General features: G+C 62.7%; 27 protein-coding genes. 16 read left to right on the top strand and 11 right to left on the bottom strand.

Going from position 1 to position 26,296, the window contains the following annotated elements:
- Positions 1–337: 337 nt before the first annotated feature.
- From ACTNBK_RS04735 to trxA, 3 genes are read left to right on the top strand one after another with little or no spacing between them, the layout of a single operon-like run.
- Positions 338–670, top strand: coding sequence for an ArsR/SmtB family transcription factor (locus ACTNBK_RS04735; RefSeq protein WP_294515698.1), 333 nt, complete (start codon positions 338–340; stop codon positions 668–670).
- Positions 671–673: 3 nt separating this feature from the next.
- Positions 674–1,531, top strand: a complete 858-nt coding sequence (locus tag ACTNBK_RS04740) for an NAD(P)/FAD-dependent oxidoreductase (protein WP_441144069.1) — start codon at positions 674–676, stop codon at positions 1,529–1,531.
- Positions 1,532–1,564: 33 nt separating this feature from the next.
- Positions 1,565–1,882 (top strand): thioredoxin, encoded by a 318-nt coding sequence (gene trxA / locus ACTNBK_RS04745; protein WP_130849350.1) that lies wholly within the window; start codon positions 1,565–1,567, stop codon positions 1,880–1,882.
- A gap of 42 nt (positions 1,883–1,924) precedes the next feature.
- Here the strand turns inward: trxA and ACTNBK_RS04750 are convergent, their stop codons facing one another.
- From ACTNBK_RS04750 to ACTNBK_RS04775, 6 genes are all read right to left on the bottom strand, one after another.
- Positions 1,925–2,377, bottom strand: a complete 453-nt coding sequence (locus ACTNBK_RS04750) for a GNAT family N-acetyltransferase (RefSeq protein ID WP_441144071.1) — start codon at positions 2,375–2,377, stop codon at positions 1,925–1,927.
- A gap of 12 nt (positions 2,378–2,389) precedes the next feature.
- A complete protein-coding gene (locus ACTNBK_RS04755; protein WP_441144073.1) occupies positions 2,390–2,845 on the bottom strand; it encodes an AlbA family DNA-binding domain-containing protein in 456 nt (151 codons plus the stop codon).
- Between the two features lie 60 nt (positions 2,846–2,905).
- Positions 2,906–4,039 carry a tyrosine-type recombinase/integrase gene (locus ACTNBK_RS04760; RefSeq protein WP_441144074.1) on the bottom strand — a complete coding sequence of 378 codons (1,134 nt, stop codon included), beginning with the start codon at positions 4,037–4,039 and terminating at the stop codon, positions 2,906–2,908.
- A 157-nt stretch (positions 4,040–4,196) separates the two neighbouring features.
- Positions 4,197–5,789: an FAD-dependent protein gene (locus ACTNBK_RS04765; protein WP_441144076.1), complete on the bottom strand. Its 1,593-nt coding sequence runs from the start codon at positions 5,787–5,789 to the stop codon at positions 4,197–4,199.
- Between the two features lie 413 nt (positions 5,790–6,202).
- Positions 6,203–7,552: an NADP-specific glutamate dehydrogenase gene (gene gdhA / locus ACTNBK_RS04770; protein ID WP_441144078.1), complete on the bottom strand. Its 1,350-nt coding sequence runs from the start codon at positions 7,550–7,552 to the stop codon at positions 6,203–6,205.
- A 279-nt stretch (positions 7,553–7,831) separates the two neighbouring features.
- Entirely contained in the window at positions 7,832–9,028 is a 1,197-nt protein-coding gene (locus tag ACTNBK_RS04775; RefSeq protein WP_441144080.1) for an acetate/propionate family kinase, read from the bottom strand.
- A 159-nt stretch (positions 9,029–9,187) separates the two neighbouring features.
- Between ACTNBK_RS04775 and ACTNBK_RS04780 the strand changes: the two genes are divergently transcribed.
- From ACTNBK_RS04780 to ACTNBK_RS04805, 6 genes are all read left to right on the top strand, one after another.
- Positions 9,188–10,381: a tRNA(Met) cytidine acetate ligase gene (locus tag ACTNBK_RS04780; RefSeq protein ID WP_441144082.1), complete on the top strand. Its 1,194-nt coding sequence runs from the start codon at positions 9,188–9,190 to the stop codon at positions 10,379–10,381.
- Positions 10,378–11,781 carry a MocR-like pyridoxine biosynthesis transcription factor PdxR gene (gene pdxR, locus ACTNBK_RS04785; protein ID WP_441144084.1) on the top strand — a complete coding sequence of 468 codons (1,404 nt, stop codon included), beginning with the start codon at positions 10,378–10,380 and terminating at the stop codon, positions 11,779–11,781. Before ACTNBK_RS04780 ends, pdxR begins: the two co-directional genes overlap by 4 nt.
- A gap of 76 nt (positions 11,782–11,857) precedes the next feature.
- The gene (locus ACTNBK_RS04790; RefSeq protein ID WP_294514821.1) at positions 11,858–12,559 is read left to right on the top strand and encodes a response regulator transcription factor; all 702 of its coding nucleotides are present in this window, start codon (positions 11,858–11,860) and stop codon (positions 12,557–12,559) included.
- Positions 12,531–14,837 (top strand): sensor histidine kinase, encoded by a 2,307-nt coding sequence (locus ACTNBK_RS04795; RefSeq protein ID WP_441144087.1) that lies wholly within the window; start codon positions 12,531–12,533, stop codon positions 14,835–14,837. The genes ACTNBK_RS04790 and ACTNBK_RS04795 overlap by 29 nt, the downstream gene beginning before the upstream one ends.
- 86 nt (positions 14,838–14,923) lie before the next feature.
- Positions 14,924–15,196: a GNAT family N-acetyltransferase gene (locus ACTNBK_RS04800; protein ID WP_441144089.1), complete on the top strand. Its 273-nt coding sequence runs from the start codon at positions 14,924–14,926 to the stop codon at positions 15,194–15,196.
- A 49-nt stretch (positions 15,197–15,245) separates the two neighbouring features.
- Positions 15,246–16,334 (top strand): ornithine cyclodeaminase family domain, encoded by a 1,089-nt coding sequence (locus ACTNBK_RS04805; protein WP_441144091.1) that lies wholly within the window; start codon positions 15,246–15,248, stop codon positions 16,332–16,334.
- A 58-nt stretch (positions 16,335–16,392) separates the two neighbouring features.
- Here the strand turns inward: ACTNBK_RS04805 and ACTNBK_RS04810 are convergent, their stop codons facing one another.
- Together ACTNBK_RS04810 and ACTNBK_RS04815 are read right to left on the bottom strand one after the other, a co-directional pair.
- A complete protein-coding gene (locus ACTNBK_RS04810) occupies positions 16,393–17,319 on the bottom strand; it encodes a sugar phosphate nucleotidyltransferase (RefSeq protein ID WP_441144093.1) in 927 nt (308 codons plus the stop codon).
- 74 nt (positions 17,320–17,393) lie between these two features.
- Entirely contained in the window at positions 17,394–18,080 is a 687-nt protein-coding gene (locus tag ACTNBK_RS04815; protein ID WP_441144095.1) for a Crp/Fnr family transcriptional regulator, read from the bottom strand.
- A gap of 87 nt (positions 18,081–18,167) precedes the next feature.
- On the opposite strand from ACTNBK_RS04815, the gene ACTNBK_RS04820 reads away from it, so the two are divergent.
- Together ACTNBK_RS04820 and ACTNBK_RS04825 are read left to right on the top strand one after the other, a co-directional pair.
- Positions 18,168–18,665 carry a pyridoxamine 5'-phosphate oxidase family protein gene (locus ACTNBK_RS04820; protein WP_441144097.1) on the top strand — a complete coding sequence of 166 codons (498 nt, stop codon included), beginning with the start codon at positions 18,168–18,170 and terminating at the stop codon, positions 18,663–18,665.
- A gap of 2 nt (positions 18,666–18,667) precedes the next feature.
- Entirely contained in the window at positions 18,668–19,390 is a 723-nt protein-coding gene (locus ACTNBK_RS04825; RefSeq protein WP_441144099.1) for an ATP-binding protein, read from the top strand.
- A gap of 45 nt (positions 19,391–19,435) precedes the next feature.
- Here the strand turns inward: ACTNBK_RS04825 and glpK are convergent, their stop codons facing one another.
- Positions 19,436–20,932, bottom strand: a complete 1,497-nt coding sequence (glpK, locus tag ACTNBK_RS04830; RefSeq protein ID WP_441144101.1) for a glycerol kinase GlpK — start codon at positions 20,930–20,932, stop codon at positions 19,436–19,438.
- Positions 20,933–21,088: 156 nt separating this feature from the next.
- Here glpK and ACTNBK_RS04835 point away from each other — a divergent pair, with 156 nt between their 5' ends.
- The 4 genes from ACTNBK_RS04835 to ACTNBK_RS04850 all read left to right on the top strand — a co-directional run bounded on the left by ACTNBK_RS04835 (position 21,089) and on the right by ACTNBK_RS04850 (position 22,774).
- Positions 21,089–21,640: a DUF2284 domain-containing protein gene (locus ACTNBK_RS04835; protein ID WP_441144102.1), complete on the top strand. Its 552-nt coding sequence runs from the start codon at positions 21,089–21,091 to the stop codon at positions 21,638–21,640.
- Between the two features lie 4 nt (positions 21,641–21,644).
- Complete coding sequence (locus ACTNBK_RS04840; RefSeq protein WP_441144104.1) at positions 21,645–22,268, top strand: CYTH domain-containing protein; 624 nt, start codon at positions 21,645–21,647, stop codon at positions 22,266–22,268.
- 39 nt (positions 22,269–22,307) lie between these two features.
- Positions 22,308–22,478 carry a hypothetical protein gene (locus ACTNBK_RS04845; protein WP_441144106.1) on the top strand — a complete coding sequence of 57 codons (171 nt, stop codon included), beginning with the start codon at positions 22,308–22,310 and terminating at the stop codon, positions 22,476–22,478.
- Positions 22,479–22,552: 74 nt separating this feature from the next.
- Positions 22,553–22,774, top strand: coding sequence for a hypothetical protein (locus ACTNBK_RS04850; protein ID WP_441144108.1), 222 nt, complete (start codon positions 22,553–22,555; stop codon positions 22,772–22,774).
- A gap of 41 nt (positions 22,775–22,815) precedes the next feature.
- Here ACTNBK_RS04850 and ACTNBK_RS04855 read toward each other — a convergent pair whose 3' ends face one another.
- Positions 22,816–23,280: an N-acetyltransferase family protein gene (locus tag ACTNBK_RS04855; RefSeq protein ID WP_441144110.1), complete on the bottom strand. Its 465-nt coding sequence runs from the start codon at positions 23,278–23,280 to the stop codon at positions 22,816–22,818.
- 15 nt (positions 23,281–23,295) lie between these two features.
- A complete protein-coding gene (locus ACTNBK_RS04860) occupies positions 23,296–24,528 on the bottom strand; it encodes a GNAT family N-acetyltransferase (RefSeq protein ID WP_441144112.1) in 1,233 nt (410 codons plus the stop codon).
- 418 nt (positions 24,529–24,946) lie between these two features.
- Here ACTNBK_RS04860 and ACTNBK_RS04865 point away from each other — a divergent pair, with 418 nt between their 5' ends.
- Positions 24,947–26,080 carry a 1-propanol dehydrogenase PduQ gene (locus ACTNBK_RS04865; protein WP_441144114.1) on the top strand — a complete coding sequence of 378 codons (1,134 nt, stop codon included), beginning with the start codon at positions 24,947–24,949 and terminating at the stop codon, positions 26,078–26,080.
- The last annotated feature ends 216 nt before the right edge of the window (positions 26,081–26,296 follow it).

Consider the following 26,296-nt stretch of genomic DNA (forward strand, 5'->3'; position numbering starts at 1 on the left):
AAAGCAGATAAATAATGGCTATTTTGCACTGAAATCACCTTAACCAAGCGCAAATGGCGGCTAATACATTGAGTAGAAACAGGATAAAGGCTTTTATTCAGAGGTTCCCTATATCCTTGTCCGCACCGTAGACCGCCTTCATCACGGCCAGAGCAAACTTACTGCGGGTCATGGTCTTGTCGCCCCGGAAGGAGACGCAGTAAAGTTACCGATAAACACGTAAAAAACCAGGAAAGGAGGGAAGGGGCGAAGGGGCAAAAAAATTTTCTCAAAAGTAGTTGACAAATTAGAATATTCGAATATAATAATATCATAACAAGCGAATGAGGTGAGGACCGTGGAGGACAGCAAAGCGCTGTACCAGGAGAAGACGGAGCTGCTCAAGGCCCTCTCCCACCCGCTGCGGCTCCAGATCGTTCGGGGGCTGCTGGTGGGCGGCTGCCGGAATGTGCGGTGTATGGAGGAGGGGACGGGCCAGAGCCAGTCTACCATCTCCCAGCATCTGATGCGCCTGAAGGCGGCCGGAGTGGTGAAATGTCAGCGCTCCGGAAATGAAATGTACTACGAGGTGGCCGACCCGGGCGCCGCCGCCGTAGTGGCGGCCCTGTTCGGAGACGAGGCGGGGGATTACAGCTGTCCCTGCGCCGGACTTCAGAGTGAGGAGGGATGACTGTTGCCTTATGATATTGCCGTGGTGGGCGGAGGTCCCGCGGGACTCAGCGCCGCCATCAATGCCCGTGCCCGCGGCAAGTCGGTGGTGCTGGTGGGAAACGACTATCGGGAGAGCCCCCTCTACCGGGCCGAGCGTGTGGACAACTATCTGGGCATGCCGGGTCAGACCGGCGCGGAGCTGATGGAGGCTTACCGGCACCACGCCGAGGCCATGGAAGTGAATTTCTGTGCCGGTCGGGTGCTGAATATCATGCAGATGGAAGGCACATGCTACTTGAGCATCGGCAGCGATATGGAGACGGCCAAGGCCGTGGTCCTGGCCACCGGAGTGGTTCGGGGGAAAAAGCTGCCCGGTGAAACCAGATACCTGGGCCGGGGGGTGAGCTACTGCGCCACCTGTGACGGCATGCTCTACCGGGGCAAACCGGTGGTAGTGGTGGGCATGGCCCCCGACGCACCGGAGGAGGCCAACTTTCTCCAGGGCATCGGCTGTCAGGTGACCTATGTCTCAGCCCACGCACCAAAAAATCTGGTCCCTGCCATCCCCTATGTGAAGAGCGGAAAGCTGGAGATTGTGGGGGAGGAGACGGTGATCGCCCTGCGGGTGAATGATACCGAGCTCCCCGCCCAGTGCATCTTCCTCCTCCGCAGCGCCATGCCTCCCACGGACCTGCTCCCCGACCTGGCGTTGGAGGACGGGTACATCACAGTGGACCGGCAGATGAGAACCAATCTGCCCGGCATCTACGCCGCCGGTGACTGCACCGGGCTTCCCCTACAGCTCTCCAAAGCGGTGGGCGAGGGGCTGGTGGCCGGTCAGGCCGCCGCCGAATATGTGGATCAACTGTCCAACAGCTAACATATTATTTTATTGATAAAAGGAGAATGAATTATGTCTGTTCTGCATCTCAACGAGTCCGAGTTCAATGCCAAGATCCCCGCTTCCTCCCTGGCCATGGTGGACTTCTGGGCCACCTGGTGCGGCCCCTGCAAGATGCTGGCCCCCGCCATCGAGAGCATTGGCGGCAAGTACGGTGACAAGGCTGTCATCGCCAAGGTGGACGTGGATGCCAACCCCGGCCTGGCCGCCAAGTACGGTGTTATGAGCATCCCCACCGTCATCTTCTTCAAGGATGGCAAGGAGATCGACCGGAAGGTGGGGGTCCAGCCCGCCGACGTCTACACCAAGACACTGGACGCCAACCTGTAAGTAGAAAAAATGGAGGTCCCACCCCGGTGGGACCTCCATTTTTTATCTCAATTTCTCCATGACAAAATTAGTCAGAAACACCCCACGGCGCTCCACCTGCTGTGCCTTTACAACCCGATAACCCCGTTTTTCAAAAAAGGGACGGGCGGTGAGGGAGGCGTGAGTGGTGAAGCGGGCGGCGGCAGATGTGGCCTCCAGGGCATCGCACAGGGCGGTGGCGATTCCGCAGCCCTGATGGTCTCTGTGGACATAGAGCCGGTCCAGGTAGCCGTCAGGTGCCAAATCTGCAAAGCCCAGAATGGCGCCATTCTCCTCCGCCACCAGGGCATGGTGGGCAGTAAGAGAGGCATCCCAGGCGGCCAGGTCCACCGGCCTTGGCGCCCAGGCCTCCACCTGGGCCTGGGTGTAGTCCCGGAGATTCACTGTATGTACTGTGTCGTAGAAAAGCCGGGCCAGGGCGGGACAGTCCTGACTCTCATAGTCTCGCAAGAACATGACGATCTCTCCTCAGTGCTGCTTGGCCTCCAGCATGGACCACACCTCGACCCGGTTGCAGCGGTAGTCACCGTCGCCGCTGCGGCGGTAGGAGCCCCGGAAGGGATCGCCGCCCAAATAGATGGGGAGCTGGTCACGCTCTCCCTGGGGGACCTGGATAACCACCACGCTGCCGTCGTCGGTGCCCGCCACCCAGATGTCCTCCGGCCGCAGGATGTTGGCACTGACCACGGTGGGGTCGTTGACCTTCTCCCAGAACTCCTGGACCATCTCGTGGGGCTCCAGCAGCCCCTGGACCCGGAGACTGTGGTCGGGCAGCTCCTCCACCCCCAGCAGGATAATGCCGCCGGAGCTGTTGGCAAAGGCAGAGTAAGTCTCCCAGATGCTGTGGGGCAGGCCTCCGGTGGCCAGCTTGGCCTCCAGGCGGTTGCCCTCCCGGTACTGCTCCATATGGTTGAGATCCAGCATGGCGGCGTCCTCCTTTGCTCCGTTGGCACTATTATATACGATTCCGCATGTCCTGTGAAGTCACTTCATCACCGACGCTACCCGGTCCAGGATGCGGGCGTGGGTCTGGTCTAGCAGATGGGTGTAGATTCGCCCGGTGGTGGATGGGGTGGAGTGGCCAAGGGCCTTACCGATGTCGAAGAGGGGGGCACCCTGGGCGGAGGCCACGGTGGCGAAGGTGTGACGCAGACCGTGGAGGGTGATTTTTGGCATGTTGTTGCGGCGGATGAACCGCGTGAAGGCCAGGCTCACCGCGTTGGGGGCATAGGGCTCCCCATGCCGGTCCAGCAGCACCATGCCGGTGTCGTCCCAATCGCGGTCGGCCCGGATACAGGCCTGCTGCTGCCGCTGCTGCTCCCGTAAAAGCAGAGCATACAGGTCATCGGACAAATAGAGGGTCCGGGTGGAGGAGCGGGTCTTGGTTGTTTTCTGTATGATGGAAGCTCCGGCAGAGGTCCGCGCCTCCTTGATGCGCACCACCCGATTGGCAAAGTCCACATTGAGCCATCGCAGGCCGCAGATCTCCTCCCGGCGCAGCCCCAAACCGGCGGACAGCTTGACCACCAGTTCCAGCCAGGTCCCCTCTGTGAGCAGGCAAAGCCTCCGCAAGTCATCCGGGCCGTAGAATTTGGCCTCAAAGGGGATCAGGCGGGGTGGCTCCACCCGTTCCGTCGGACAGCGGGCCAGGATATCCTGTTTGACTGCCATGCGCAGAGAGGCGGAGAGCAGGTCGTGATGCCGCCGTACGGTATTTGGGGAAAGCCCTTTTTGCTTCATGAGCATGGTGTAATATTTTTGAATATCCTGCGGCGTAAGCTTTTGGAGAGGAATATCACCTAGGGCCGGTGAAAGGTGGTTATCAATGATTTTGCGGTAGCCGTACAGAGTGGTCTCGGCACGGTTGGGACGGATGACCTCTTCCATCCAGTATTCCAGCCATTGGTCCAGAGTCATCGGCCGAGGCAGGACCTGACGGGAGAGGTCCCGCTCTGTCTCAAATTGACGGAGTGCTTTTCTGGCTTGGGCCAGACTGACAAAGGTGTGATAAGTACGGACACGCCGTCCTTCCTCATCCAGGCCGTAGTCCATGTTGACATAATAGAGCTGACGGACGCTGTCATAGGAGATGTTGCGTTCAATGCTCTTCCTTGACATAATGACCCCTCTTTTCCAAAAATTTAAGGAATCCAGTCTAGCATACTGAGGAACAAAAAAGTAGCATATGCCTTAAAAATGTATAAAAATGCCCTGATATAGCACTGAGCATGCTAAATCAGGGCATTTTTACAATATCTGGTAAAAACGAGGGGTTCTAAGTGCAGGCCACGTGCTCAGCGATCCTGATCCCATCCGCGGCTGCGGACATGATGCCGCCTGCATAGCCGGCACCCTCCCCGCAGGGGTAGAGACCGGCCAGAGAAGACATGCCGCTGCTGTCGCGCAGGATACGGACTGGGGAGGAGGAGCGCGTCTCCACACCGGTAAGCACGGCATCGGGACAGGCAAAGCCGTGTACCTTCCGGTCCAGAAGGGGGATGGCGGCCCGAAGGCTGTCGATGACATAAGGGGGCAGACAGGGGTCCAAAGTGGTCCAGGTGACGCCGGGCCGGTAGGTGGGAGAGATGGCGCCGGCGCCAGTGGAGGAACGGCCCGCCAACAAATCACCCACCAGCTGAGCAGGGGCAGAGAAGGGGGTGGAGCCACCTGACGTACCCAGTGTCCAGGCGGCGTGCTCCCAGGTCTCCTGAAAGCGGACGCCGGCCAGGGGGTCGGTGCCGGGGAAGTCCTCGGGCCCCACCCCTACCAGCAGGCCGCCGTTGATGTTGATGCCTGCCCGGTCCCGGTAGCTCATACCGTTGGTAACCACCTGACCGGGGGCGGAGGCGGCGGCCACCACCTGGCCGCCGGGGCAGACACAGAAGGAGAAGACGGAGCGGCCGCCGGGCAGATGGCAGGCCAGCTTATAGTCCGAGGGGGGGAGCCGCCGCCAGGCAGGGCCGTACTGTGCCTCGGAAAGAGCGGCTTGAGCATGCTCAATACGGACGCCGATGGCGAAGGCCTTCTGCTCCATGGGTATGCCCAGGTCATGGAGCATGGCAAAGGTGTCCCGGGCGGAGTGGCCGGGGGCCAGAATAAGGGTATGGCAGGAAAGGGCATAGGGTCCCTCCGGCCCCTCCACCACGAGACCGCAGACCTGTCCATCCTGGGTTTGGATGGCGTCCAGTCGATTTTCAAAACGGACGTCACAGCCCAGTGCCTGGAGCTCCAGGCGAATGGATTTTACCACCCGTCGGAGCACGTCAGTGCCCACATGGGGCTTGTGGGAATATCGCACATCCTCTGGTGCGCCGTGCTCGATCAGAACGTCCAGGACGGCGGACAGGCGGGGGTCGTGGGTGCCGGTGGTCAGCTTTCCGTCGGAGAAGGTGCCTGCGCCGCCCTCGCCGAACTGGACGTTGGAGCGGGGGTCCAGACTGCCGGTGGACCAGAAGGTTTCCACGTTGGCGGTGCGGGTATCTACGTCACGACCGCGCTCCAGTACAATGGAGGGAATCCCGGCCCGGGCCAGAAAGAGGGCGGCAAAGAGTCCGGCGGGACCCATGCCCACCACCACCGGCATGAGATCGGGTTTGCGGACGGGGGCTGGGAAATGGTAGGGCTGAGAGACGTGAAGAGTCACATTCCGGTCGTTGGCCCGCCGGACCAGGGCGGCCTCGTCGGCAGCGCCTACATCTACGGTATAGACGTAGTGGACGTCCTGTTTTTTTCGGGCGTCGATGGACTGACGTACCGGCGTAAAGGTCCGGATGTCGTCGGAACGGATGCCCAGGCGCTTAGCGGCCTTGTTCCTCAGGTCGGAAAGATCCTTGCCAATGGGCAGGGATAGGTTGGAAATTCGTATCATGTTCGTATCACCTGGGATAGAGTCTACCATAAAACAGGGAAGATTTCTACGATATTTCAGAGGAAAGACAACAAAAGAGGCCGCCACTCTGTTTGGCGTGGCGGCCTCTTGCACGGCTACTACCGTGCCGCCTCGGGTGGCGGCCGGTAAGCCATATGATTTTTGGTGTCCCAGCGCCTCTTAGTGGCTCACGCCCTGCCACAGCATGGCATCCGCCGCCCCAAAACACGGGGCGTTTTGGGGACCCCATTTGATTTCACATCCTCGGGCGAAGTGAATTAGCCCTGCGGCAAGGGGGGGGGGTCCATGTGGGCCAGCCCCCCTGTACGGCGCTTACCGCGCCGCCCCGGCTCTGCCGGGGCCCCAAGTGGCGGACGGTAAGTGGAAATAGACGTTGCGTTTAATAAATACTCTTAGTAGGAAATGCCCTGCCAGAGCATAGCATCCGCCACTTTGAGGAAGCCGGCAATGTTGGCGCCGGCTACCAGGTTACCGGGCATGCCGTACTCTTCTGCGGCCTTGGCGGCATTGTGGTAGATGTTGGTCATGATACCGTGGAGCTTCTCGTCGACCTCTTCGAAGGTCCAGCTCAGGCGCAGGGAGTTCTGGCTCATCTCCAGACCGGAGGTGGCCACGCCGCCGGCGTTGGCGGCCTTGGCGGGCCCAAAGAGGACGCCATTGGCCTGGAAGATGGTGACGGCCTCAGGGGTGGAGGGCATGTTGGCGCCCTCGGCCACGGCAAAGCAGCCGTTCTTTACCAGAACTTGGGCGGAAGCGCCGTCCAGCTCGTTCTGGGTGGCGCAGGGGAGGGCGATGTCACAGGGGACGGTCCAGATGCCGGCGCAGCCCTCCACATACTTGGCGGAGGGGACATAGTCCAGGTAGGTCTTGATCCGGGCCCGCTTGACCTCCTTGATCTCCTGCATGACCTTGTAGTCGATGCCGTTCTCGTCCACGATGTAGCCATTGGAGTCGCTCATAGCGATGACCTTGGCGCCCAGCTGGGTGGCCTTCTGGTTGGCGTAGATGGCCACGTTGCCGGAGCCGGAGATGACCACCCGCTGGCCCTCAAAGCTCTTGCCGTTGGCCTTGAGCATCTCGTTGGTGAAGTAGCACAGGCCGTAGCCGGTGGCCTCGGTGCGGGCCAGGGAGCCGCCGTAGGTCAGGCCCTTACCGGTGAGCACGCCGGTGAACTCGTTGCGCAGGCGCTTGTACTGGCCGTACATGAAGCCAATCTCACGGGCGCCCACGCCGATGTCGCCGGCGGGCACGTCGGTGAACTGGCCGATGTGGCGCTGCAGCTCGGTCATGAAGGACTGGCAGAAGCGCATGACCTCGGCGTCGGACTTACCCTTGGGGTCGAAGTCGGAGCCGCCCTTGCCGCCACCCATGGGCAGGCCGGTGAGGGAGTTCTTAAAAATCTGCTCAAAGCCCAGGAACTTGATGATGGAGAGGTTTACGCTGGGGTGGAAGCGCAGGCCGCCCTTGTAGGGGCCGATGGCGGAGTTGAACTGCACCCGGAAGCCGCGGTTGACCTGCACATTGCCGGCGTCGTCCACCCAGGGCACCCGGAACTGGATGACCCGCTCGGGCTCCACGATGCGCTGGAGGATGCCCGCCTTCTGGAGGTCGGGACGCTTCTCCACCACGGGCTGGAGGGACTCCAGCACCTCACCCACCGCCTGGAGGAACTCCGGCTGGTTGGGGTCCTTCTTCACTGCCGCGTCATATACGCTCTGCAAGTAATCGTTCTTGAATTCCATTTTCCAAAACCCCTTTGTTTTGACGGGTGGCCCCGCCTGATTTTGTAGCGCATCCGGAGAACACCTGCCCGTCCGGGGGGAACGCCGGAATTTGGAATGTATTATACTTCACCTAGATAAAGATTGCAAGAAAAAAATGAAAAGTTGCATTCGAGACGCTGCAATTTTGGCAGGATACCAAAAATGACGCTCTGATGGGCGGGGCAATAATGCAAAATAAAAAAAGATGGACCTCCGATCAAACGGAGGTCCATCTTTGAGTGCCTAAAACGGGGAGGCTTACTTGCCGACAATAGCGGCAGTATCCTGAGCGATGACCAGCTCCTCGTTGGTGGGGATGAGGAGGGTGTGGACGCGGGCGTCAGCGGCGGAGATGTCCTTCTCCTCGCTGCGGGTCTTATTCTTCTCGGGGTCGATCTTGATGCCCATGAAGCCCAGGTTGGCCACGATCTGCTCACGCAGCTCGGGAGAGTTCTCGCCCACGCCGGCGGTGAAGACCACGGCGTCCACGCCGCCCATGGCGGCGGAAGCGGAGGCGATGCGTTTGGTGGTCTTATAGCAGAACATATCCAGAGCCAGCTGAGCGCGCTTGTTGCCCTCTGCGGCAGCGGACTCGATGTCGCGGAAGTCGGAGGACACGCCGGAGACGCCCAGCACGCCGGACTTCTTGTTGAGGATGTTCATGACCTCCTCGATGGTCAGGTGGTGGGTCTCCATGAGGTACTCGATGATGGACACATCGATGGAGCCGCAACGGGTGCCCATGGGCAGGCCGTCCAGGGGAGTAAAGCCCATGGAGGTCTCGATGGACTTACCGCCGTCGATGGCGCAGACAGAGGCGCCGTTGCCCAGATGGCAGGTGACGATCTTCAGCTCCTCGATGGGGCGGCCCAGCATGGCGGCAGCCCGGCGGGAGACATACAGGTGAGAGGTGCCGTGGAAGCCGTAGCGGCGGACATGGTTCTCCTCATAGTACTCGTAGGGGATGGCGTAGATAAAGGCACGGGCGGGCATGGTCTGGTGGAAGGCGGTGTCGAACACGGCCACCATGGGCACGCCGGGCATGACCTTCTGGCAGGCCTTGATGCCGGTGATGTTGGCGGGGTTGTGCAGGGGGGCCAGGGGGATGCACTCCTCAATGGCGGCCATGACGTCGTCGTCGATGAGGACGGAGGAGGCGAACTTCTCACCGCCGTGCACCACGCGGTGGCCCACGGCGTCGATCTCGGACATGCTCTTGATGACGCCATGCTCAGCGTTGGTCAGGGCGTCCAGCACAGCCTGGATGGCCTCGGCGTGGGTGGGCATGGGGATCTCGAACTCATACTTGCCGTTGGTGGCGGGGACTTTGTGGGTCAGACGGCCGTCGATGCCGATGCGCTCGCACAGGCCCTTGGCCAGGACCTCCTGGGTCTGGGGGTCCATGAGCTGGTATTTCAGAGAAGAACTGCCGGCGTTGATGACGAGAACTTTCATTGTGTGATCCCGCTCCTTTGAGATGAAATATAATTGGCGGTCCTTGCGTATCTGCGCTCGTTCCGCTAAAATGACAGTATAATTGTAGCCCATTCCGCAGAAAAGAACAACCCATTCTTTCAGAAAAAGTCAAAAAATTTCCTTCTGGAGGTAGCACCAATGAACGTTGCGGGCATCATTGCTGAATATAACCCCTTTCACCGGGGACACGCCTGGCAAATTGACGAAACCAGACGGGCCCTGGGGGCGGACACGGCGGTGGTGTGTGCCATGAGCGGGCACTGGGTCCAGCGGGGGGAGTGCGCCGTCACCGACAAGTGGACCCGGGCGGCCATGGCCCTGGGGGGGGGTGCCGACCTCATCCTGGAGCTGCCCACCCCCTGGGCCTGCGCCTCGGCGGAGACCTTTGCCCGGGGAGGTGTGGGGGTGCTGACGGCCACGGGAGTGGTGGACACCCTGTCCTTCGGCAGCGAGTCGGGGGATCTGGACCGGCTCAGAAGGGCGGCGGACTGTCTGGACTCGGAGGACTATCGGACCGCCCTCCGGAGCTTCCTGGACCAGGGGCTGCCCTTTGCCGTCTGCCGCCACCGGGCGGCGGAGACGCTGCTGGGGGCGGAGGGAGCCGCCTGTCTGGAAAACCCCAACGACAACCTGGGGGTGGAGTACCTCCGGGCCCTGCCGCCGGAGATGGAGGCCCTGACGGTGAGACGGGTGGGCGCCCGCCATGACGGAGCGCCGGCGGAAGGCTTCGCCTCGGCCTCCACGCTCCGGGCCTGGCTTCGGCAGGGCAAGATCGCCCGGGCGGAGGGCTACCTCACGGAATGTTGGCAGGGGGATATCGCCTCCATGGAGTGGTGCGAGCGGTGGGCCCTGGCACGGATACGTACTATGACGCTGGCGGAGGCGGAAGCCCTCCCCGACAGCGGGGAGGGGCTGGCTGCCCGGCTTCTGGAGGCGGGACGGCAGGCGGGGAGCCTGGAGGAGGTCTATGACCTTGCTAAGACCAAGCGGTACGCCCACGCCCGGGTGCGGCGGCTGACCACCTGGGCCATGCTGGGACTCACCGCCGCCGACCGATCGCCGGAGGTACCCTACCTCAAGGTCCTGGGCTTCACCGACCGGGGCCGGGAGGTGCTGCGGGAGATGGGGAAGCGGGCCAGTGTCCCCGTCATCACCAAGCCGGCCCACGCCAAGGCCCTGCCTAGTGCGGGAGGGAAGCTGGCCGAGCTGGAGGCCCGATGCACCGACCTCTACGGCCTGTGCTTCGCCCGGCCTTGGCCCGGGGGTGTGGAGTGGCGGACGGGACCGGTGGTCCTGTCGGGGCAGAAAAAGAATGGGGAGGGGACGATATGATCACACCGGTGCTGGACCCGGGCATGAGCACCCCCCTCTATGAGCAGCTCTACCGCCAGATCCGGCGGGACATCGAGTCGGGGGTTCTCTCCGCCGGGGAAAAGCTGCCCTCCAAGCGGGCCCTCTCCGCCCATTTAAAGGTAAGCGTGGTGACGGTGGAGGGGGCCTATGGCCAGCTCCTGGCCGAGGGCTATCTGCGCTCTGAGCCCAAGCGGGGATTTTTTGTGGCCGCCCTGGAGCCGGCGCTGGCACCGATCCGGACGGCGACACCCCTTCGGGAAAAGGCGGCGCCGCCCCCTGCCCATGCCCCCCGGTACGACTTCGCCACCAACGCCGTGGATGCCGCCCACTTCCCCTTCGCCACCTGGGCTAAGCTCATGCGGCAGGTCCTCACCAAGGAGGACAGTGGCCTGCTGTCGGCCATCCATCCCCAGGGGGTGCCCGCCCTCCGCGCCGCCATCGTAGACTACCTCCGGGAGTTCCGGGGCATCGACGCCCAGCCCGACCAGGTGGTGGTGGGGGCCGGGTCGGAGTACCTTACCGGCATCCTCTTCCAGCTCCTGGGCCGGGAGGGGGGCTATGCTGTGGAGAACCCGGGCTACCGGAAATTCGGACGCATCCTCTCCCGGCAGGGGGCCCTCATCTGTCCCATCCCTCTGGACGAGCAGGGACTCCGGGTGGACGCCCTCACCTGGTCGGGTGCCCGGGTGGTCCACGTGACCCCCTCCCACCACTTCCCCCTGGGCACCGTCATGCCGGTGACCCGGCGGCGGGAGCTGCTCTCTTGGGCGGCGGCGGGGGAGGGAAGGTACATCATCGAGGACGACTACGACAGCGAGTTCCGCTTCTCCGGCCGGCCCATCCCCGCCCTCCAGAGCCTGGACGCTGGGGAGCGGGTGGTCTACCTCAACACCTTCGCCAAGAGCCTGGCACCCTCCCTGCGCATCGGCTACATGGTGCTGCCCCCCCACCTGGCGGAGCGGTACCGGCGGGAATTCCTGCTCTACTCCTCCACCGTCCCCTCCTTTGAGCAGTACACCCTGGCCCGGTTCCTGGAGGGCGGCCACTTCGAACGGCACATCGCCCGGATGCGGGTGGAGTACCGGGACCGGAAGGCCGCCCTCACCGCCTGCGTGAAGGAGTTGGGCTTACCCGCCCGGCTCTCGGGGGCGGATGCCGGCCTCCACATGCTCTTCACCCTGGAAAACGGCATGGGGGAGGCGGAGCTGGTGGAACGGGCGGCGGCGGAGGGGGTGGCGGTCTACCCACTGTCGGCCTACTGGCTGACCCCGCCCCCAGAGGAGCTGCCCCCCACCCTCATCATGGGTTATGCCCGGCTGGAGGCCGAGGACATCCGGCAGGCCTTCCGGCGGCTGAAGGCAGCCTGGGACAGTCGTTAGAGATTTGTAAGAAATGCCCGGTGGGGCTGTAAGAGTTGCCTGCTATGCTGGAGGCATCAGGAAGGAGTTTCGATCTATGGACGAGCGGATTTTAGTGGTGGACGACGACCGGGAGATCGTGGGGGCCATTGCCATTTTGCTGGAGCGGGAGGGCTATCAGGTCCTCCGGGCCTACAACGGCATGGAGGCCCTGGATCTGGCTCTGGACCCGGCCATCCGGCTCATCATCATGGATGTGATGATGCCCCGGCTGGACGGACTCTCGGCGGTGCTGCGCATTAGGGAGAAGCGGAACCTACCCATCATAGTCCTCTCCGCCCGCAGTGAGGATACCGACAAGATCCTGGGCCTCTCGGTGGGGGCGGACGACTACGTGACCAAGCCCTTCAGCCCACCGGAGCTTGTGGCCCGGGTCCGCAGCCAGCTGCGGCGGTACACCAGCCTGGGGGACGTGAACGCCGAGGGGCGCATGGACGTGATCGTCAACGGCCGCCTCACCTACGACCCGGAGGGCATGAGCCTGAAGGCCGACGGCGAACCGGTGAAGCTCACGGCCACCGAGACCCGGATCGTAGACCTCCTCATGCGGAACCTGGGCCGCATCTTCCCGGCGGAGGAGATTTACCGCCGGGTGTGGGAGGGGGAGTGCTTCGCTCCCGAGAACACGGTGATGGTCCACATCCGCCGCATCCGGGAGAAGATCGAGCTCAATCCCAAGAAACCGGAATACTTGAAGGTGGTGTGGGGCATTGGTTACAAGATGGAAAAAATGGGCTAGTTTAATTACCCTCTTTCTGGGGTTTTATCTCACCCTGACGGGATGTGTAGGGACGTGGTACGCCGCCTGGGGATTGGCCCCCCGGGGGCTGGGGCCGGAGGTGGTTTTTCAGAGCGACTACCGGGATACGGCCTACTTCCGGCGGGAGATCACCGGCTACCTGTATGACGTCCTCAACTGCCTCCAGAGCGGGTGGACCTATCATCTCTGGGAAAATGCCGATGTAAGCACCAATCTCCTCTACTCCGGCAGCTACCGGTCCGGGTACGAAGACATCGTCTATACCAACACCGACTACGACTTAAGCCGCGGCCTACCGGAGGGATATGGTTTTCTCCTGGCCTTCCGGAATGGGAGGGTGATCATCACCAAGGACGGGGAGCGGCTGGATGTCTACGGCGACGGCTACTATACCAGCGACAGCCAGTGGGACGTGCCCGGCTATATCAACCGGGACTCCAGCGGCCTGGAAAACTATACGGTTTACCTGGCAGTGGCCTCCCGGCCGGTGGACCACGGCTGGTGGGAGCCCATCTGGGACATGAAGCAGGTGATCACCTACGTCCGGTACGGCTATCTGGGCCTCTTCGGGGTCTGGGCCGGTGCGGTGCTGTGCCTCACCCTGGCGGTGGCGCTGCGGAAGGCCCGGCGGGAGGCGAGAGCCACCATCGCCGCCCGGACGGCCAGGGTGTGGTTCGAGGTCAAGGCCCTCTGGACGATCTTCCCGGCTTTCCTGTTCTGGCAGCTCCTCATGGGGGGCTTTTTCTGGGGGCTCAGCGCCTATGCCGCCGTGACGGGCCTGATCTGCTACCCCGTGCTCCTCTATCTGACGGGGTGTGACCTGCGGCACAACAAACAGGTCTGGAAAAACAGCCTGTGCGCCAAGCTCTTCTCCGGCGGAAAGTCGGCGGCGGGGGCCCTCTCCGCCCGGCAGGCCGCGGCGGCCCGGCTGGCCTCTCACATCTGGTTCGAGTGGAAGCTGCTGCTGCTCGTCTTTTTGCCCTTCCCCGCCCTGTGGACCCTCTCCGAACTGCGGTGGGCTGTGGGCTATATGAAGTCTTTTCTGTTTTTCCTCGCCCTGTTTGTCCTGACTGCCGGACTGTGGCTGGCCACCTTCTATGTGGTTGTCTGTGACCTGCGCCACAACGAAAAGCCCTGGCGCCACGGGCTGGTCGCTGCGCTGTTCCATGGACTGGGACGGCTGTGGAGAATTCTCCGGGGCGCCGAGCTCTCCCAGCCCCTCCGGCGGCGGTTCCTGGCACGGATGGCGGGGGCGGCGGCCGGTGTGGGGGTGCTGGCCCTGCTGGCACTCTGGACGCTCTTCCGTCAGTTCTATGACGGGACAAGTCTTTCCTGGCTGGCCGCCCTTCTGGGGGCGCTGGTGGTGGTGCTGCTCCTGCTCCTCCCCCTGGCCTGGCTGCTGGACCGGACCTGGGTCCTCCTACGGGACCTGGTCCCCCTCACCGACCAGCTCTCCACGCTGCGTGCTGGCGGGGCGGCCCAGCCCCTGACCCTTCCCGAGGGTTCCGACCTGTCCGCCGCCGCGGGCGACCTCAACCGGGTCCAGGAGGGCCTGCGCTCCGCCGTGGCCGAGCAGATGAAGAGCGAGCGGATGAAGGTGGAGCTCATCGCCAACGTCTCTCACGATTTAAAGACCCCGCTCACTTCGGTGGTGAGCTACGCCGCCCTGCTGGGGGAGGAGGAGGACCTGCCCCCCCATGTGAAGGACTATGTCCGCATCCTCAATGAGAAGGCCAGACGGCTCCAGGTCATGGTGCAGGACGTCTTTGAGGTGAGCAAGGCGGCCTCCGGGGAGCTGCCGCTGCATATGGAACAGCTGGACCTCACCCGCCTGCTGGACCAGACCCTGGCCGACATGGACGAGACCATCCGCCGCAGCGGCCTCACGTTCCGCACCACACTGCCCAGCAATCCGGTATGGATCACGGCCGACGGGGACCGGCTCTACCGGGTCTTCCAGAACCTGATCCAGAACGCCCTGCGCTACTCCCTGGAGGGCAGCCGGGTCTACATCACCCTGGAGGTCCGGGAGGGCCGGGCGACGGCCATGGTGAAGAACACCTCCCGGGATGAGCTGCCCTCCGGGGTGGACTTCACCGCCCGGTTCGTCCGGGGGGACGTCAGCCGCACCGATGGCGGCAGCGGTCTGGGCCTGGCCATCGCCAGCAGCTTCACCGCCGCCTGCGGCGGTACCCTGCGGGTAGAGACCGACGCCGACCTCTTCACCGTGGAGGTGACCTTCCCCACCTCCGGCTGACGAAAACAGGGGGTGGGCAAGAAAGCGCCCGTGTGGTATACTGTATGGATATCACACGGGCGCTTTTGGCGCGGAAAGGAAAGCCTATGGAATTCATCTATGAGGCCGAGCGGATCTACGTCAAGGACGAGTCCGGCCGCATGGCGGCCCAGGTCACCTTCCACCAGCGGTCCGACCGGGCCGTATCCATCGACCACACCTATGTCTCGCCGGAGCTCCGGGGACAGGGGACGGCGGGAAAGCTGATGGCCGCCGTGGCCAAACGCTGCCGGCAGCGGGAGCTGAAGGTGGTACCGGTATGCTCCTACGCTGTGGTCTGGTTCCAGGACCACCCGGAGGAATCGGACCTTTTGAAGTGACACCGCCGTGCGTGCGGATCAGAGAATTTAAGAAGGAGAGATCTGGAACATGAGCTTTATATTGCCTGCATACCATGCCCCCGACTTTGCTGCCCTGGGCCTCGGCGAGGCCCCCGATGTGTCTCTGGTTCCCGCCCCCAAGGACGGGGTGGTGCCCGAAGGGTACCATGCCACTACCATGTTCCCGGAGTATTTCCGCCTGGGCGGCCGCTGGGTGCTGGCCCAGGAGAGCCGCATGGACTGTGTAGCCGTCTGCCGGGACGGCGACGTCTCCATCGTGGAGTTCCGCAATGTGAAGGCAGGGGACCCGGTGGCGGTGGGCCGCACCGAGGACGGCAGCCAGGGCATCTACGTCCACACCACCGGCTTTGAGGAGGAGCGGGAGACAGAGGGCGAGGCCTTTTCCTTCCGCCAGGGCCGCAGCCGTGAGACGGCCTACTCCATGGACTACGACTCCATGTATGAGCTCCTCCGCCACGAGCGGGAGCACGGCAATATCCTGTGGGTCATGGGCCCCGCCTGTACCTTCGACGCCGACGCCCGGTCTGCCTTTGCCGCCCTGGTGCGGGAGGGCTTTGTGGACGGGGTCCTGGGCGGCAATGCTCTGGCCACACACGACCTGGAGGCCGGCTGCCGGGGCACTGCCCTGGGGCAGGACATCTATACCCAGCGCAGCCAGCCCAACGGCCACTACAACCACATCGACACCATCAACGACGTCCGCCGCCTGGGCTCCATCCAGGCCTTTGTGGACTCCGGCGCCGTGAAGGACGGCATCATCTACGAGTGCGTGAAGAAGGGCGTCCCCTTCGTGCTGGTGGGCTCCGTCCGGGACGACGGTCCCCTGCCCGAGGTGTACGGCAACGTGTACGAGGGCCAGGACGCCATGCGCAACCTCATCCGGAAGGCCACAACCATCATCTGCATGGCCTCTACCCTACATACCGTGGCCACCGGAAATATGACCCCCTGCTACCGGGTGGTGGATGGGGTGGTCCGTCCCCTCTATTTCTACTCGGTGGACATCTCGGAGTTTGCCGTCAACAAGCTCCGGGACCGGGGCAGCCTGACGGTCAAGACCATCGTCACCAACGTCCAGGACTTCATCGTCCATGTGAAGAACGGGGTCTGCGGCTGAAGCCGGCGCACAAAAAACGGCGTGTGCGGTGCGCACACGCCGTTTTTTCGTTTTTGCGTTATTCGCCCCACAGGTCGGCGGGGTAGAGCCCTTCTTTGGTCATATGGGCGATGGCGGCCACCACCACCGGCTTGTCCTCGTGGTAGGTGACGCCGTACCAGCGGTCCCGGCTGCGCAGGACCTTCACCCGGGCCTTGCCCTCCCCGATGAGGGCGCTCACCACGCTGGGCAGGAAGTACTCCCCCTTGATGGGGTCGTCTTTCAATGTTCGGTCCAGGAATGCGGGAAAGCGTGCCTCGGCCTCGATGAGAAAGCTGCGGGTGAAGCCCCACAGGTTCATGGACACGATGGTGTCCCCGGCCAGGTGCTGCCAGGTCTGTCCGCCGTCCTGGGTGGAGCGGGCGTCCTCCCCGTCCTTTTCGATGTGGGTGTGCTCGGTGACGCTCTTCAGGAAGTGGTCGGCCGTCTCCACGCAGACGCCACGGGCCACGTGGCCGTGCTCGGTGACGGTGTTCCCCAGCAGGTAGCCCACCATGGCGTACTCATAGCAGCCGGGCTGGTCTTCATGGGTGGAGAGGTAGTCGTACATCTCCCGAAAGGCCTCGGGGCCGTAGTAGTCGTCGGAGTTGATGACGGCGAAGGGGCCGTCCACCACCTTCCGTGCGGCCAGAATGGCGTGGCAGGTACCCCAGGGCTTCACCCGGCCTTCGGGAACGGCGTAGCCCTCCGGCAGGTCGTCTAGCTCCTGGTAGGCGTAGCGCACGTCCATCACCTTGCTCAGCCGGTCGCCGATGCCGGCCTTGAAGGTCTCCTCGATGGCGTGCTTGATGACGAAGACCACCGTCTCAAATCCCGCTCGCCGGGCGTCGTAGATGGAGTAGTCGATGATGAGTTCTCCGTGCTCGCCCACCGGGTCCAGCTGCTTGAGGCCGCCGTACCGGCTGCCCATGCCGGCGGCCATCACCACCAAAACAGGTTTCTGCATGTTCGTATCCTCCTTGTGTTCCGTGTCTCTCATGGACATTGTACACGCTGGGGCGGAAAAAGGGAAGAGTGGGTTCAGAGCTCCTCCTCTGGGAGGCGGAGGAGCTTGAAGCGGTTCCGTTGGGTCTCCAGCACTCCCTCAGCTCGGAGCCGGGAGAGGACGGCGGACATGGCGCTGCGCTCCACGCACAGGTAGTCGGCCAGCTCCTGCCGCCCGAATGGGATGGTGAACTCCATCCCACCGGCCATGGCGGCCTGCTCCGAGAGGTAGGAGAGGAGCTTCTCCCGGGTGGAGCGGCGGGAGAGATGGACCATCCGACGGTTGAGGGCCAGGTTTTTCCCAGCCAGCACCCCTAGCAGGTTGCTCACCAGCCGGCTGTGGAAGGGACAACCGTTGGGACAGGAACGCACCACGCGCTGAAGGTCCAGCAGAAGCACCTCACAGTCCTGGGCGGCCAGCACGGTCACCGGCAGGCCGCCGGGCAGGGCGGGGGCGCAGGCGAAGGTCTCGGCAAAGAGTTCCCCAGGCTCCAGCTCAGCCAGAAGGGCCCGATGGCCGGAGAATTCCTCCCGCACCACCTGGACCCGGCCTGAGAGCACCAGACCCATCTGTCCGGTGGGAGTCCCCGCCAGCAGGATGGTCGCCCCGGCGGGGTAGCACCGGGCACCACCCCCCAGGCAGGGAATGAGCTGTTCCAGCTCCTCCGGTGCAATGCCTCGGAAGAGGGGGGAGCGGAGGAGAATTTCCAGATATTTTTTCATGTTAGACTCCTGGTTGTTGGAATTCCAACTGACTTTGGAGCTCTAGTATATAATAATAAACACGGAAAAACAAGAGGAGGACCGGAAATGAGAAGAAAAGACCGGGAGATGGATGCCGATTTCGCCCATATGGTGCTGGACAAGTGCGAGTACGCGGTGCTGGGTATGACCGGCCCGGAGGGCTGGCCCTACAACGTGCCGGTGACCATCGCCCGCCGGGGGGAGGAGCTCTTCTTTCACTGTGCCCTGGAGGGGCAGAAGGTGGACTGCCTCCGCCGGGACGGCCGGGTGTGTGTGACGGCGGTGGGGGATACCCACATCCCGCCCGACAAGTTCACCACCGAGTATGAGTCGGCGGTGGCTTTCGGCCTGGCCGAGGAGGTCACCGATCCGGCGGAAAAGACTGCAGCCCTGCGCCTGCTGTGCCAGCGGCACGTCCCCTCCAACATGACAGACTTCAAGGCCTCCGTGGCCCGGAGCCTGAACCGCACCGGTGTCTGGAGAGTGAAGATCACCGGCTTGACCGGCAAACGGAAAAAGTACGACGCCACCGGCAAAGAAATGAAATTCGGAAGGATGGAATAAAGATGGAGCGCAAGATCATCAAAATCGATCAGGAGAAGTGCAACGGCTGCGGCCTGTGCGCCGCCGCCTGCCACGAGGGTGCCATCGGAATGGTGGAGGGCAAGGCCCAGCTGCTGCGGGAGGACTACTGCGACGGGCTGGGGGACTGCCTGCCCGCCTGTCCCACCGGGGCCATCACCTTTGAGGTCCGGGAGGCCCCGGCCTACGACGCCGCCGCCGTGGAGGCGGCCAAGAAGGCCAAGGCCGCCAAAGCTGCCGGGCCTCTGCCCTGCGGCTGCCCCGGCAGCCAGTCCCGGAGCATCCAGCGCACCCCCTGCGCCGCCCCCGCCGCGGCCGCTGCCTCCGCCGCTCCGGAGGAGAGCCAGCTCTCCCAGTGGCCGGTGCAGATCAAGCTGGTGCCGGTGAACGCCCCCTACTTTGACGGGGCCAAGCTGCTGGTGGCCGCCGACTGCACCGCCTACGCCTACGCCGCCTTCCACCGGGACTTCATCCGGGGGCGGATCACCCTGGTGGGCTGTCCCAAGCTGGACGAGGGGGACTATGCCGACAAGCTCACCGAGATCCTGCGGCGCAACGACATCAAGAGTGTCACCGTGGTGCGCATGGAGGTGCCCTGCTGCGGTGGCCTGGAGAACGCCGTGAAGCGTGCCCTCCAGAACTGCGGCAAGCTCATCCCCTGGCAGGTGACCGTCATCTCCACCGACGGCCGTATCCTGGACCTGTAAGTGAAAAAAGCTGCCCCGGAGCCATAGCTCCGGGGCAGCTTTTTCTTATTCTTCGTCCTCTCTGGCCCAGTCCAGGCTGCGTTTCACCGCCCGGTGCCAGCCCTTCAGCAGCTTTTCCCGCCGCTCGTCGGCCATGTCCGGGGTGAAGGTCACGTCCTTCCGCCACAGCCCCCGGATCTCGTCCTGATCCTTCCAGACCCCCACCGCCAGGCCGGCCAGGTAAGCGGCCCCCAGGGCGGTGGTCTCCCGAATGACGGGACGCACCACGTCCCGGCCCAGGATGTCGGCTTGGAACTGCATCAAAAAGCCGTCTCGGCTGGCCCCGCCGTCGGCCCGGAGGGCCCGGAGGGGGACGCCGGTGTCCTTTTCCATGGCGGCGGCCAGGTCCCGGACCTGATAGGCGATGGACTCCTGGGCCGCCCGGATGATGTGTTCCCGGCGGGTGCCACGGGTGATGCCCACCAGGCAGCCTCGGGCGTACATGTCCCAGTAGGGCGCCCCCAGCCCGGTGAAGGCGGGCACCAGGTAGACTCCGCCGGTGTCGGCCACCTTTTGGGCGTAGTATTCGGCGTCCCGGCTCTCGGTGAGGAAGCGCAGCTCGTCCCGGAGCCACTGGATGACGGCGCCTCCCACAAAGACGGAGCCCTCCAGGGCGTACTGGACCGAGCCGCCCAGGCCCACGGCGATGGTGGTGATGAGGCCGTTGCTGCTGACGCAGGGGGTCTCACCGGTGTTCATAAGGAGGAAGCAGCCGGTGCCGTAGGTGTTCTTGGCCTCTCCGGGGGCGAAGCAGGTCTGGCCGAAGAGGGCGGCCTGCTGGTCGCCGGCGATGCCGGCGATGGGCACCCTGGCCTCTCCCAGCTGAGCATAGCCGTAGACCTCACTGGAGGAGCGGACCTCCGGCAGCATGGCCCGGGGGATGTTCAGGGCGGCGAGCAGGGTGTCGTCCCAGTCCAGACGGCGGATGTCGAAGAGCATGGTCCGGGAGGCGTTGGTCACGTCGGTGACGTGGACCGCACCGCTGGTGAGCTTCCAGAGGAGCCAAGTGTCCACGGTGCCAAAGAGGATCTCACCCCGCTCCGCCTTTTCCTGGGCTCCCTCCACGTGGTCCAGAAGCCACCGGATCTTGGTGGCGGAGAAGTAGGCGTCGGGCACCAGGCCGGTGGTGCTGCGGATGTGGTCCCCCAGGCCGTCGGAGAGAAGCCTGTCCACCAGGGGAGCGGTGCGGCGGCACTGCCAGACGATGGCGTTGTGGATGGGCTTGCCGGTGGCCTTGTCCCAGAGGATGGTGGTCTCCCGCTGGTTGGTGATGCCGATGGCGGCCACCTCCGACGGGGAGACTCCGGTCTTGGCCAGCACCTCCATCATGACGGCGTACTGGGAGGACCAGATCTCCATGGGATCGTGTTCCACCCAGCCCTCTCTGGGGTAGAGCTGGGGGAACTCCTTCTGAGCCACCCCGGTGATGGCCTGTTTCTCGTCGAATAAAATGGCCCGGGAGCTGGTGGTGCCCTGGTCCAGGGCTAGAATATATCTGCCCATACGCTTGCCTCCTAACGTGGCTATTTTGACCAGTTTACCACATTTGGGATGGTTTGGGTACTCCAAACTTGTTTCTCTTGCCAAGAGGGGTGGGAGATGCTATGATGGAACAAAGAGAGTCCCCGCCTGGCGCGGGTATAGGAAAGGCGTGAGGACATGTATACCACAGAGGTGCGGGTGAAGGCCCTGCCGGTGAGGGAATGGCTTGACAGGTATTGTTTTCCGGACCTGTTCCGGGATGCCTGCCTCCACTGTCCAGACCACAACATGAACTGGTCCTGTCCGCCGGGGGTACCGGCGGCGGAGGAGCTTTTGGGGGGCTACCGTACAGTTTACCTCATTGGTATCAAGGTGATCTACGACGACGAGCAGCGGGCTAGGGCGCTGGTCTCGGACAAAGCGGCTGACGAAGTCAGAAGTGCCAGCTATGGCGTGGTGAAGAAGGCCCTGCTGGAGGTTCTGCTCCAACTGGAGCAGGCGGTGCCCGGCGCCTATACGGTGGCGGCGGGGCGCTGCGAGCAGTGTGAGAAGTGCAGCCGGATCATCGGCCGGATCTGCCGTCGGCCGGAGCGGCTGCGGTATTCTTTTTCCGCCTTCGGCTTCGATCTCACCGGACTGGCCCGGGACCAGCTGGGCCTGGAGCTGTTGTGGGCCAAGGAGGGCCTGCCGGAGTACAACGTGGCGGTGGCCGCCTTCCTGACGAGGTGAGACCATGGGCACCGAACTGGAGCAGAAATATGTGGTGGATTCCACGCGGCCATGGGCGGTCCAGACCCAACTTATCTCCCAGCTGAGTCGGGCGGGCTATCAGGTGACCTTTGTGGAGGAAAAGCCCCAGCAGGATACCTATTTCGACACCCCCGGGGAGGCCATCCTCAAGGGGGGTGGTTCCTTGCGCCTGCGGGAGAAGGGGGAGAAGCGCCTTCTCTCGGTGAAGTCCATGCTCCGCCGTGAGGGAGGTACTTTCCTGCGGCGGGAGGACGAGCTGGTCCTGAACGGGGAGGCCGACCCCAGAGCTTTTCTGCGGACCTATCTGCCGGAGGTGGACCTGGAGGCCCTGATGCCAATGGCGGTGGTGGTCAACCTCCGCCGGACCTACGAGGTGTCCCGGACAGCGGGGGGGCGGTTCGAACTGGCCTTTGACGACGTGACCTATCAGAATCCGGCTACCGGCCGGGAGTGCCGGGAACGTCAGGTGGAGATCGAGGCTCTGTCCGGCACCCAGGCTGATCTGGAGCGGGTAGTGTCCGCACTGCGCCTTTCCGAGCTGCGCCCGGTCTCCGAGTCCAAATACCAGCGGGCCGTGCGGCTCACCACAAAGGCCGTGGAAGGATAGGTTCCACGAGATTCCATCTTTTTTAGGAGTTGTTCTGTTGTGAATAAGATCGTTTTATCCATTACGGGATTGCTGCTGATTCTGTTTGCCGCAGTCTGCCCGCTTCCTGCCATTCTTTTTGTTTCCGGGATGGTTTGGAGAGGGGTGATTGGTGTGCTCGGCTGTGTGATGCTCGCTTTTGGCATTGTCCGGAGGGCGCATCAGCACTAATCTCCCTTTGAAGCGGATCGGAACATGGTGTGCGTAAACAGAGAGACAGCAGGGTCAAGGTAGGAGGAGCTGTGGTGAGACAGAAGATCGCGGGATTCCTGACTTTGGTGGTGACGGGGGCGGCGGCCATCGTCTGGACTGTCAACTGCGTGGTCCTTGCAGTATATACCCGTCACGACCCGCCCCCGGAGTTCCTGTTGCCCATGAACATCATCTGTGCCGTTCTATTCTGGATTGCTTTTCTGATCCGGCTCTACGGTTTTGTCAAAAACAGAGGAGAGAAGTCTCAGGAATGAAAAAGTCCCGGCTCCGTGAGGAGTCGGGACTTTTTGTGCGTTTACAGGTCCTTGACCATGATGTTCTCATGGATTCCGGGGAGGATACAGTCGGGCACATAGCCTACCTTCTTGAAGCCCAGAGACTGGTAGAGGTTCTTGGCCCTGGGGTTGAAGTGGCTCACCAGCAGGGAGCACTTCTTGTAGCCCAGGGAGCGGGAGACGCCGATGAAGGTCTCCAGCAGCACGTGGCCGATGCCCGCGCCCCGGAAGGACTTCTTCACTCCCAGCAGGGCCAGGTAGGGAAAGGCGCCGAAGAATCCGGTGGGCTCGATCCACATGCACCCGGCCACCTCGTCCTGGGAAGTGAGGGCGATCCACAGCTCGCCCCGGCTGATGGCGGTGGAGAGCTGTTTGTCCAGCCGCCCCTCCTGGGAGAAGTAGTGGTCGTAGAGGGCACTGTCCAGGAAGACCTCATGGCAGGCGCTCAGGCGGCTCTCATCCGCCTTGGTGATCCGCACGTTCATGGACGCACCTCCGGCTCAGAAATAAGTATAGTTCTTGGGTTTGACGCTCCAGCCGATGGCCTTTTGGATGTCGTCGGCGTAGCTGGGGTCGCTGAGCTGCATGCGGTCGTAGGCCAAAAATTCCCTCAGGGGGATGGCACCCATCACCAGGGAGGAGAGGTCGGCGATGGGGGTGGAGAGGGTGACGTTGGGCTCGCCCTTGTCCACAAGGGTCACCCTGTCCCCCTCCACCTTCAGCAGGAAGGTGCCGTCGTTGTGGGAGAGGAAGGTATCCCGGACCTGGAGGGCCAGGGTGAAGGGCCGGGAGACCGGCGACTCACAGTGGGTCTGGACGGCGAAATACTGCTTCACGTCAAAGATGCGGACCATGTAGCCCATGGTCTTGCGGCCGATCTCGTGGATGCAGCCGTCGTGGGCCCGGTTCTCACCGGTGTCGGGATTCTTGAACATGACGTGGAGGTACTCGTCGGGGGAGAAGATGCGTACCCGTTCGATCTGGTCCACCTGGGAGGCGAAGAAGGTCATGAACTGCTTGAGGGTGTCCACGTCTTCCCAGATCATCTCCCGGACCATCAGGTCGTGGTACATGTCGGTGTAGTGGTCCACCTCCACGAACTCGAAGGTGAGGTAGCCGGTGATCCGGCCCTCCCGGCGGCAGATGACCACATAGGGCATGTCGAAGATGCGGTGGGGGTCCATGTAGTGGTGGACCGTGGCGCCGTTGGTCTTCTCGGCCCAAGCGCGGTAAAAGCGCAGGACCTCCTCCTTGTCGTTGGGGCCGGCGTAGGAGAGGCCGGACTTGTCCCCGAAGGAACGGATCATACTGGGTTTGGGCTGGTAGAGGATGCTCTCGTTGCAGTACCCGTAGCCCATCTTCCGATAGAAGGAGGGCATGAAGGGGTGCAGACAGCCGATGGCTGTACCGAGCTTTTGGTAATACCCCATGAGGACGCGGAGCATGGTCATGGCCGTGTGCTCCTTCTTCCGGAGGAAGTTGGTGGACACATAGGCCGCCGCTCCCATGGGCATCATCACACCTCTGACATTGAGGGTGAAATCCATCATCAGGATGGAACCCACCAGGGTCCCATCGTCGTCAAAACAGCCGAGGTAGCGTCCCTCGTCCGGCTGGTACAGCTCGCTTTCCATGTTCCGAAGGAGAGAATCCGGCGTCTTGGACGGGAAGGCGCTCACCACGTTGCGGGCGAGTTGATCTCGTTCGGAGGGAAGAACGAACCTGATTTCCATTGATACACTCCTTTGCTGGTAACGCGGGGAAAAGAGAATAACAACCAGACCCTGCCCGCAAACGCTGGCAAGGCCTGCCCATTTTGTTCTGCTGGAGGCCGGCTGGACGACCTCCGCGCACCTGCTTTGACAGCCTATATTATCGCAGGCTTTCTCCGGGTTGTCAAACCGTTTTTTTACAGATATAACAAAAGCAGAAGGTGGTTGAGAGAAAAAACTTGACAAAAAGCCTTTGACGTCGTAAAATTGCCATAGCTGGAATTCGTCTGCGAAGCAGTGGGCGATCAGCAAAGGAATGGATGCGAAGCAGCGTCCTGAACGGGGAATCGATGTGATTTATCCTGCGTTCAGGGCGCTTTTTGTTTTCGGCGGTGCCGGACAGGGCACCGGCCAACGGGAAAGGAGCGAAGAGCGCATTATGAACTCCTTCAGCGTGCGTACTAGGATCATGACAGGGGGCGGTTTGGAGACCCTCGCCCCCAAACTGCACCGGGTATTTATCGTCACCGATGGCTTTATGTCCTCCAGCGGAAAGGTGAGCTATATCACCGATGAGCTGGACAAGGCAGGGGCGGAGTACCGCATTTTTGACAAGGTAAAGGCCGACCCCGACATCGCCACCGTCACCAAGGGTGTGGACACCATTCTGGAATTCAAGCCCGACGCCGTCATCGCCTTCGGCGGCGGCTCTCCTATCGATGCGGCCAAGGCCATCGTATTCTTCGCGGCCAAGGCCTGCGATATGCGGGACTGCCAGTTCATCGCGGTGCCCACAACCAGCGGCACCGGCTCCGAGGTGAGCCGCTTTGCCGTCATCACCGATCCGGAGAAGGAGGTCAAGTACCCCCTGGTGGAGGACAGCCTCCTGCCCGATGTGGCTATTCTGGACGCCGTGCTTACCGCCAGCGTGCCTCCCTCTGTCACCGCTGACACCGGCATCGACGTTTTCACCCACGCGGTAGAGGCCCTGGTGTCCACCGCCGCCAACGACTTCTCCGACGCGGCGGCTGAAAAATCCATCAAGCTGGTGCGCAAGCACCTGCTTACTGCCTACCGTGAGTCGGAGAATATGGAGGCACGTCAGGGCATGCACAATGCCTCCTGCCTGGCCGGTATCGCCTTCTCCAACTCCGGCCTGGGCCTCAATCACGGTATGGCCCACGCTCTGGGCGCCCGGTTCCACATCCCCCACGGCCGGGCCAACGGCATCCTGCTCCCCTATGTGATGAGCTTCAACGCCGGCTGCGCCGAGAGCCTTACCCCTGTGGCCAAGCGGTATGCCAAGATCGCCCGCCTGCTGGGCCTGGAGAGCTCCAGCGTCCGCCAGAGCGCCCTCAATCTCATCCGCACCGCCCGGAAGTACGTGGAGCAGTTCCACATCCCCTCCAGCATCCAGGTTGCCGGCGTGAACAAAGAGGAATTTGAGGCCGAGCTGGATGCTATGGCGGAGGCCGCCCTGGCCGACCGCTGCACCGCCACTAATCCCAGGCCCTGCACCAAGGAGGATATTCTCCAGGTGTTCCGGAAAGCCTATATCGGGAAGCTGCCCTAAAGGTTTCAGCCGCGGCCGGTAGTGCCGGCCGCGGCTGAAAGAAGAGAAAAGCATTGACAATGCCGCTTTTGGCTGATAAAATATGCAAAAAGCATTGATGCGATTTCAGATGCTTTTGTATAAAAGTGGCGGAAGGTGCGCCGTTAGTGCCGGAAGCAGCGCGGATCGATAGGAAACGCAGGTGTTTGAGCCGAGCGATGGAGCTCCCAGGGATTG

Origin of the sequence: Intestinimonas sp. HCP28S3_D6, assembly GCF_052065695.1 — a bacterium.
In the GTDB taxonomy this organism is placed as follows: Bacteria; Bacillota; Clostridia; order Oscillospirales; family Oscillospiraceae; genus Intestinimonas.

What these genes read in the sequence shown, in the direction of transcription:
- ACTNBK_RS04800 (WP_441144089.1), top strand. Translation starts at nt 14,924, where the DNA reads ATGGAATTCATCTATGAGGCCGAGCGGATCTACGTCAAGGACGAGTCC.
- ACTNBK_RS04860 (WP_441144112.1), bottom strand. Translation starts at nt 24,528, where the DNA reads ATGGAAATCAGGTTCGTTCTTCCCTCCGAACGAGATCAACTCGCCCGC.
- ACTNBK_RS04765 (WP_441144076.1), bottom strand. Translation starts at nt 5,789, where the DNA reads ATGATACGAATTTCCAACCTATCCCTGCCCATTGGCAAGGATCTTTCC.
- ACTNBK_RS04805 (WP_441144091.1), top strand. Translation starts at nt 15,246, where the DNA reads ATGAGCTTTATATTGCCTGCATACCATGCCCCCGACTTTGCTGCCCTG.
- ACTNBK_RS04865 (WP_441144114.1), top strand. Translation starts at nt 24,947, where the DNA reads ATGAACTCCTTCAGCGTGCGTACTAGGATCATGACAGGGGGCGGTTTG.
- ACTNBK_RS04810 (WP_441144093.1), bottom strand. Translation starts at nt 17,319, where the DNA reads ATGCAGAAACCTGTTTTGGTGGTGATGGCCGCCGGCATGGGCAGCCGG.
- pdxR (WP_441144084.1), top strand. Translation starts at nt 10,378, where the DNA reads ATGATCACACCGGTGCTGGACCCGGGCATGAGCACCCCCCTCTATGAG.
- ACTNBK_RS04755 (WP_441144073.1), bottom strand. Translation starts at nt 2,845, where the DNA reads ATGCTGGATCTCAACCATATGGAGCAGTACCGGGAGGGCAACCGCCTG.
- ACTNBK_RS04840 (WP_441144104.1), top strand. Translation starts at nt 21,645, where the DNA reads ATGGGCACCGAACTGGAGCAGAAATATGTGGTGGATTCCACGCGGCCA.
- ACTNBK_RS04820 (WP_441144097.1), top strand. Translation starts at nt 18,168, where the DNA reads ATGAGAAGAAAAGACCGGGAGATGGATGCCGATTTCGCCCATATGGTG.
- trxA (WP_130849350.1), top strand. Translation starts at nt 1,565, where the DNA reads ATGTCTGTTCTGCATCTCAACGAGTCCGAGTTCAATGCCAAGATCCCC.
- ACTNBK_RS04750 (WP_441144071.1), bottom strand. Translation starts at nt 2,377, where the DNA reads ATGTTCTTGCGAGACTATGAGAGTCAGGACTGTCCCGCCCTGGCCCGG.
- ACTNBK_RS04760 (WP_441144074.1), bottom strand. Translation starts at nt 4,039, where the DNA reads ATGTCAAGGAAGAGCATTGAACGCAACATCTCCTATGACAGCGTCCGT.
- ACTNBK_RS04815 (WP_441144095.1), bottom strand. Translation starts at nt 18,080, where the DNA reads ATGAAAAAATATCTGGAAATTCTCCTCCGCTCCCCCCTCTTCCGAGGC.
- glpK (WP_441144101.1), bottom strand. Translation starts at nt 20,932, where the DNA reads ATGGGCAGATATATTCTAGCCCTGGACCAGGGCACCACCAGCTCCCGG.
- ACTNBK_RS04825 (WP_441144099.1), top strand. Translation starts at nt 18,668, where the DNA reads ATGGAGCGCAAGATCATCAAAATCGATCAGGAGAAGTGCAACGGCTGC.
- ACTNBK_RS04835 (WP_441144102.1), top strand. Translation starts at nt 21,089, where the DNA reads ATGTATACCACAGAGGTGCGGGTGAAGGCCCTGCCGGTGAGGGAATGG.
- ACTNBK_RS04855 (WP_441144110.1), bottom strand. Translation starts at nt 23,280, where the DNA reads ATGAACGTGCGGATCACCAAGGCGGATGAGAGCCGCCTGAGCGCCTGC.
- gdhA (WP_441144078.1), bottom strand. Translation starts at nt 7,552, where the DNA reads ATGGAATTCAAGAACGATTACTTGCAGAGCGTATATGACGCGGCAGTG.
- ACTNBK_RS04790 (WP_294514821.1), top strand. Translation starts at nt 11,858, where the DNA reads ATGGACGAGCGGATTTTAGTGGTGGACGACGACCGGGAGATCGTGGGG.
- ACTNBK_RS04780 (WP_441144082.1), top strand. Translation starts at nt 9,188, where the DNA reads ATGAACGTTGCGGGCATCATTGCTGAATATAACCCCTTTCACCGGGGA.
- ACTNBK_RS04775 (WP_441144080.1), bottom strand. Translation starts at nt 9,028, where the DNA reads ATGAAAGTTCTCGTCATCAACGCCGGCAGTTCTTCTCTGAAATACCAG.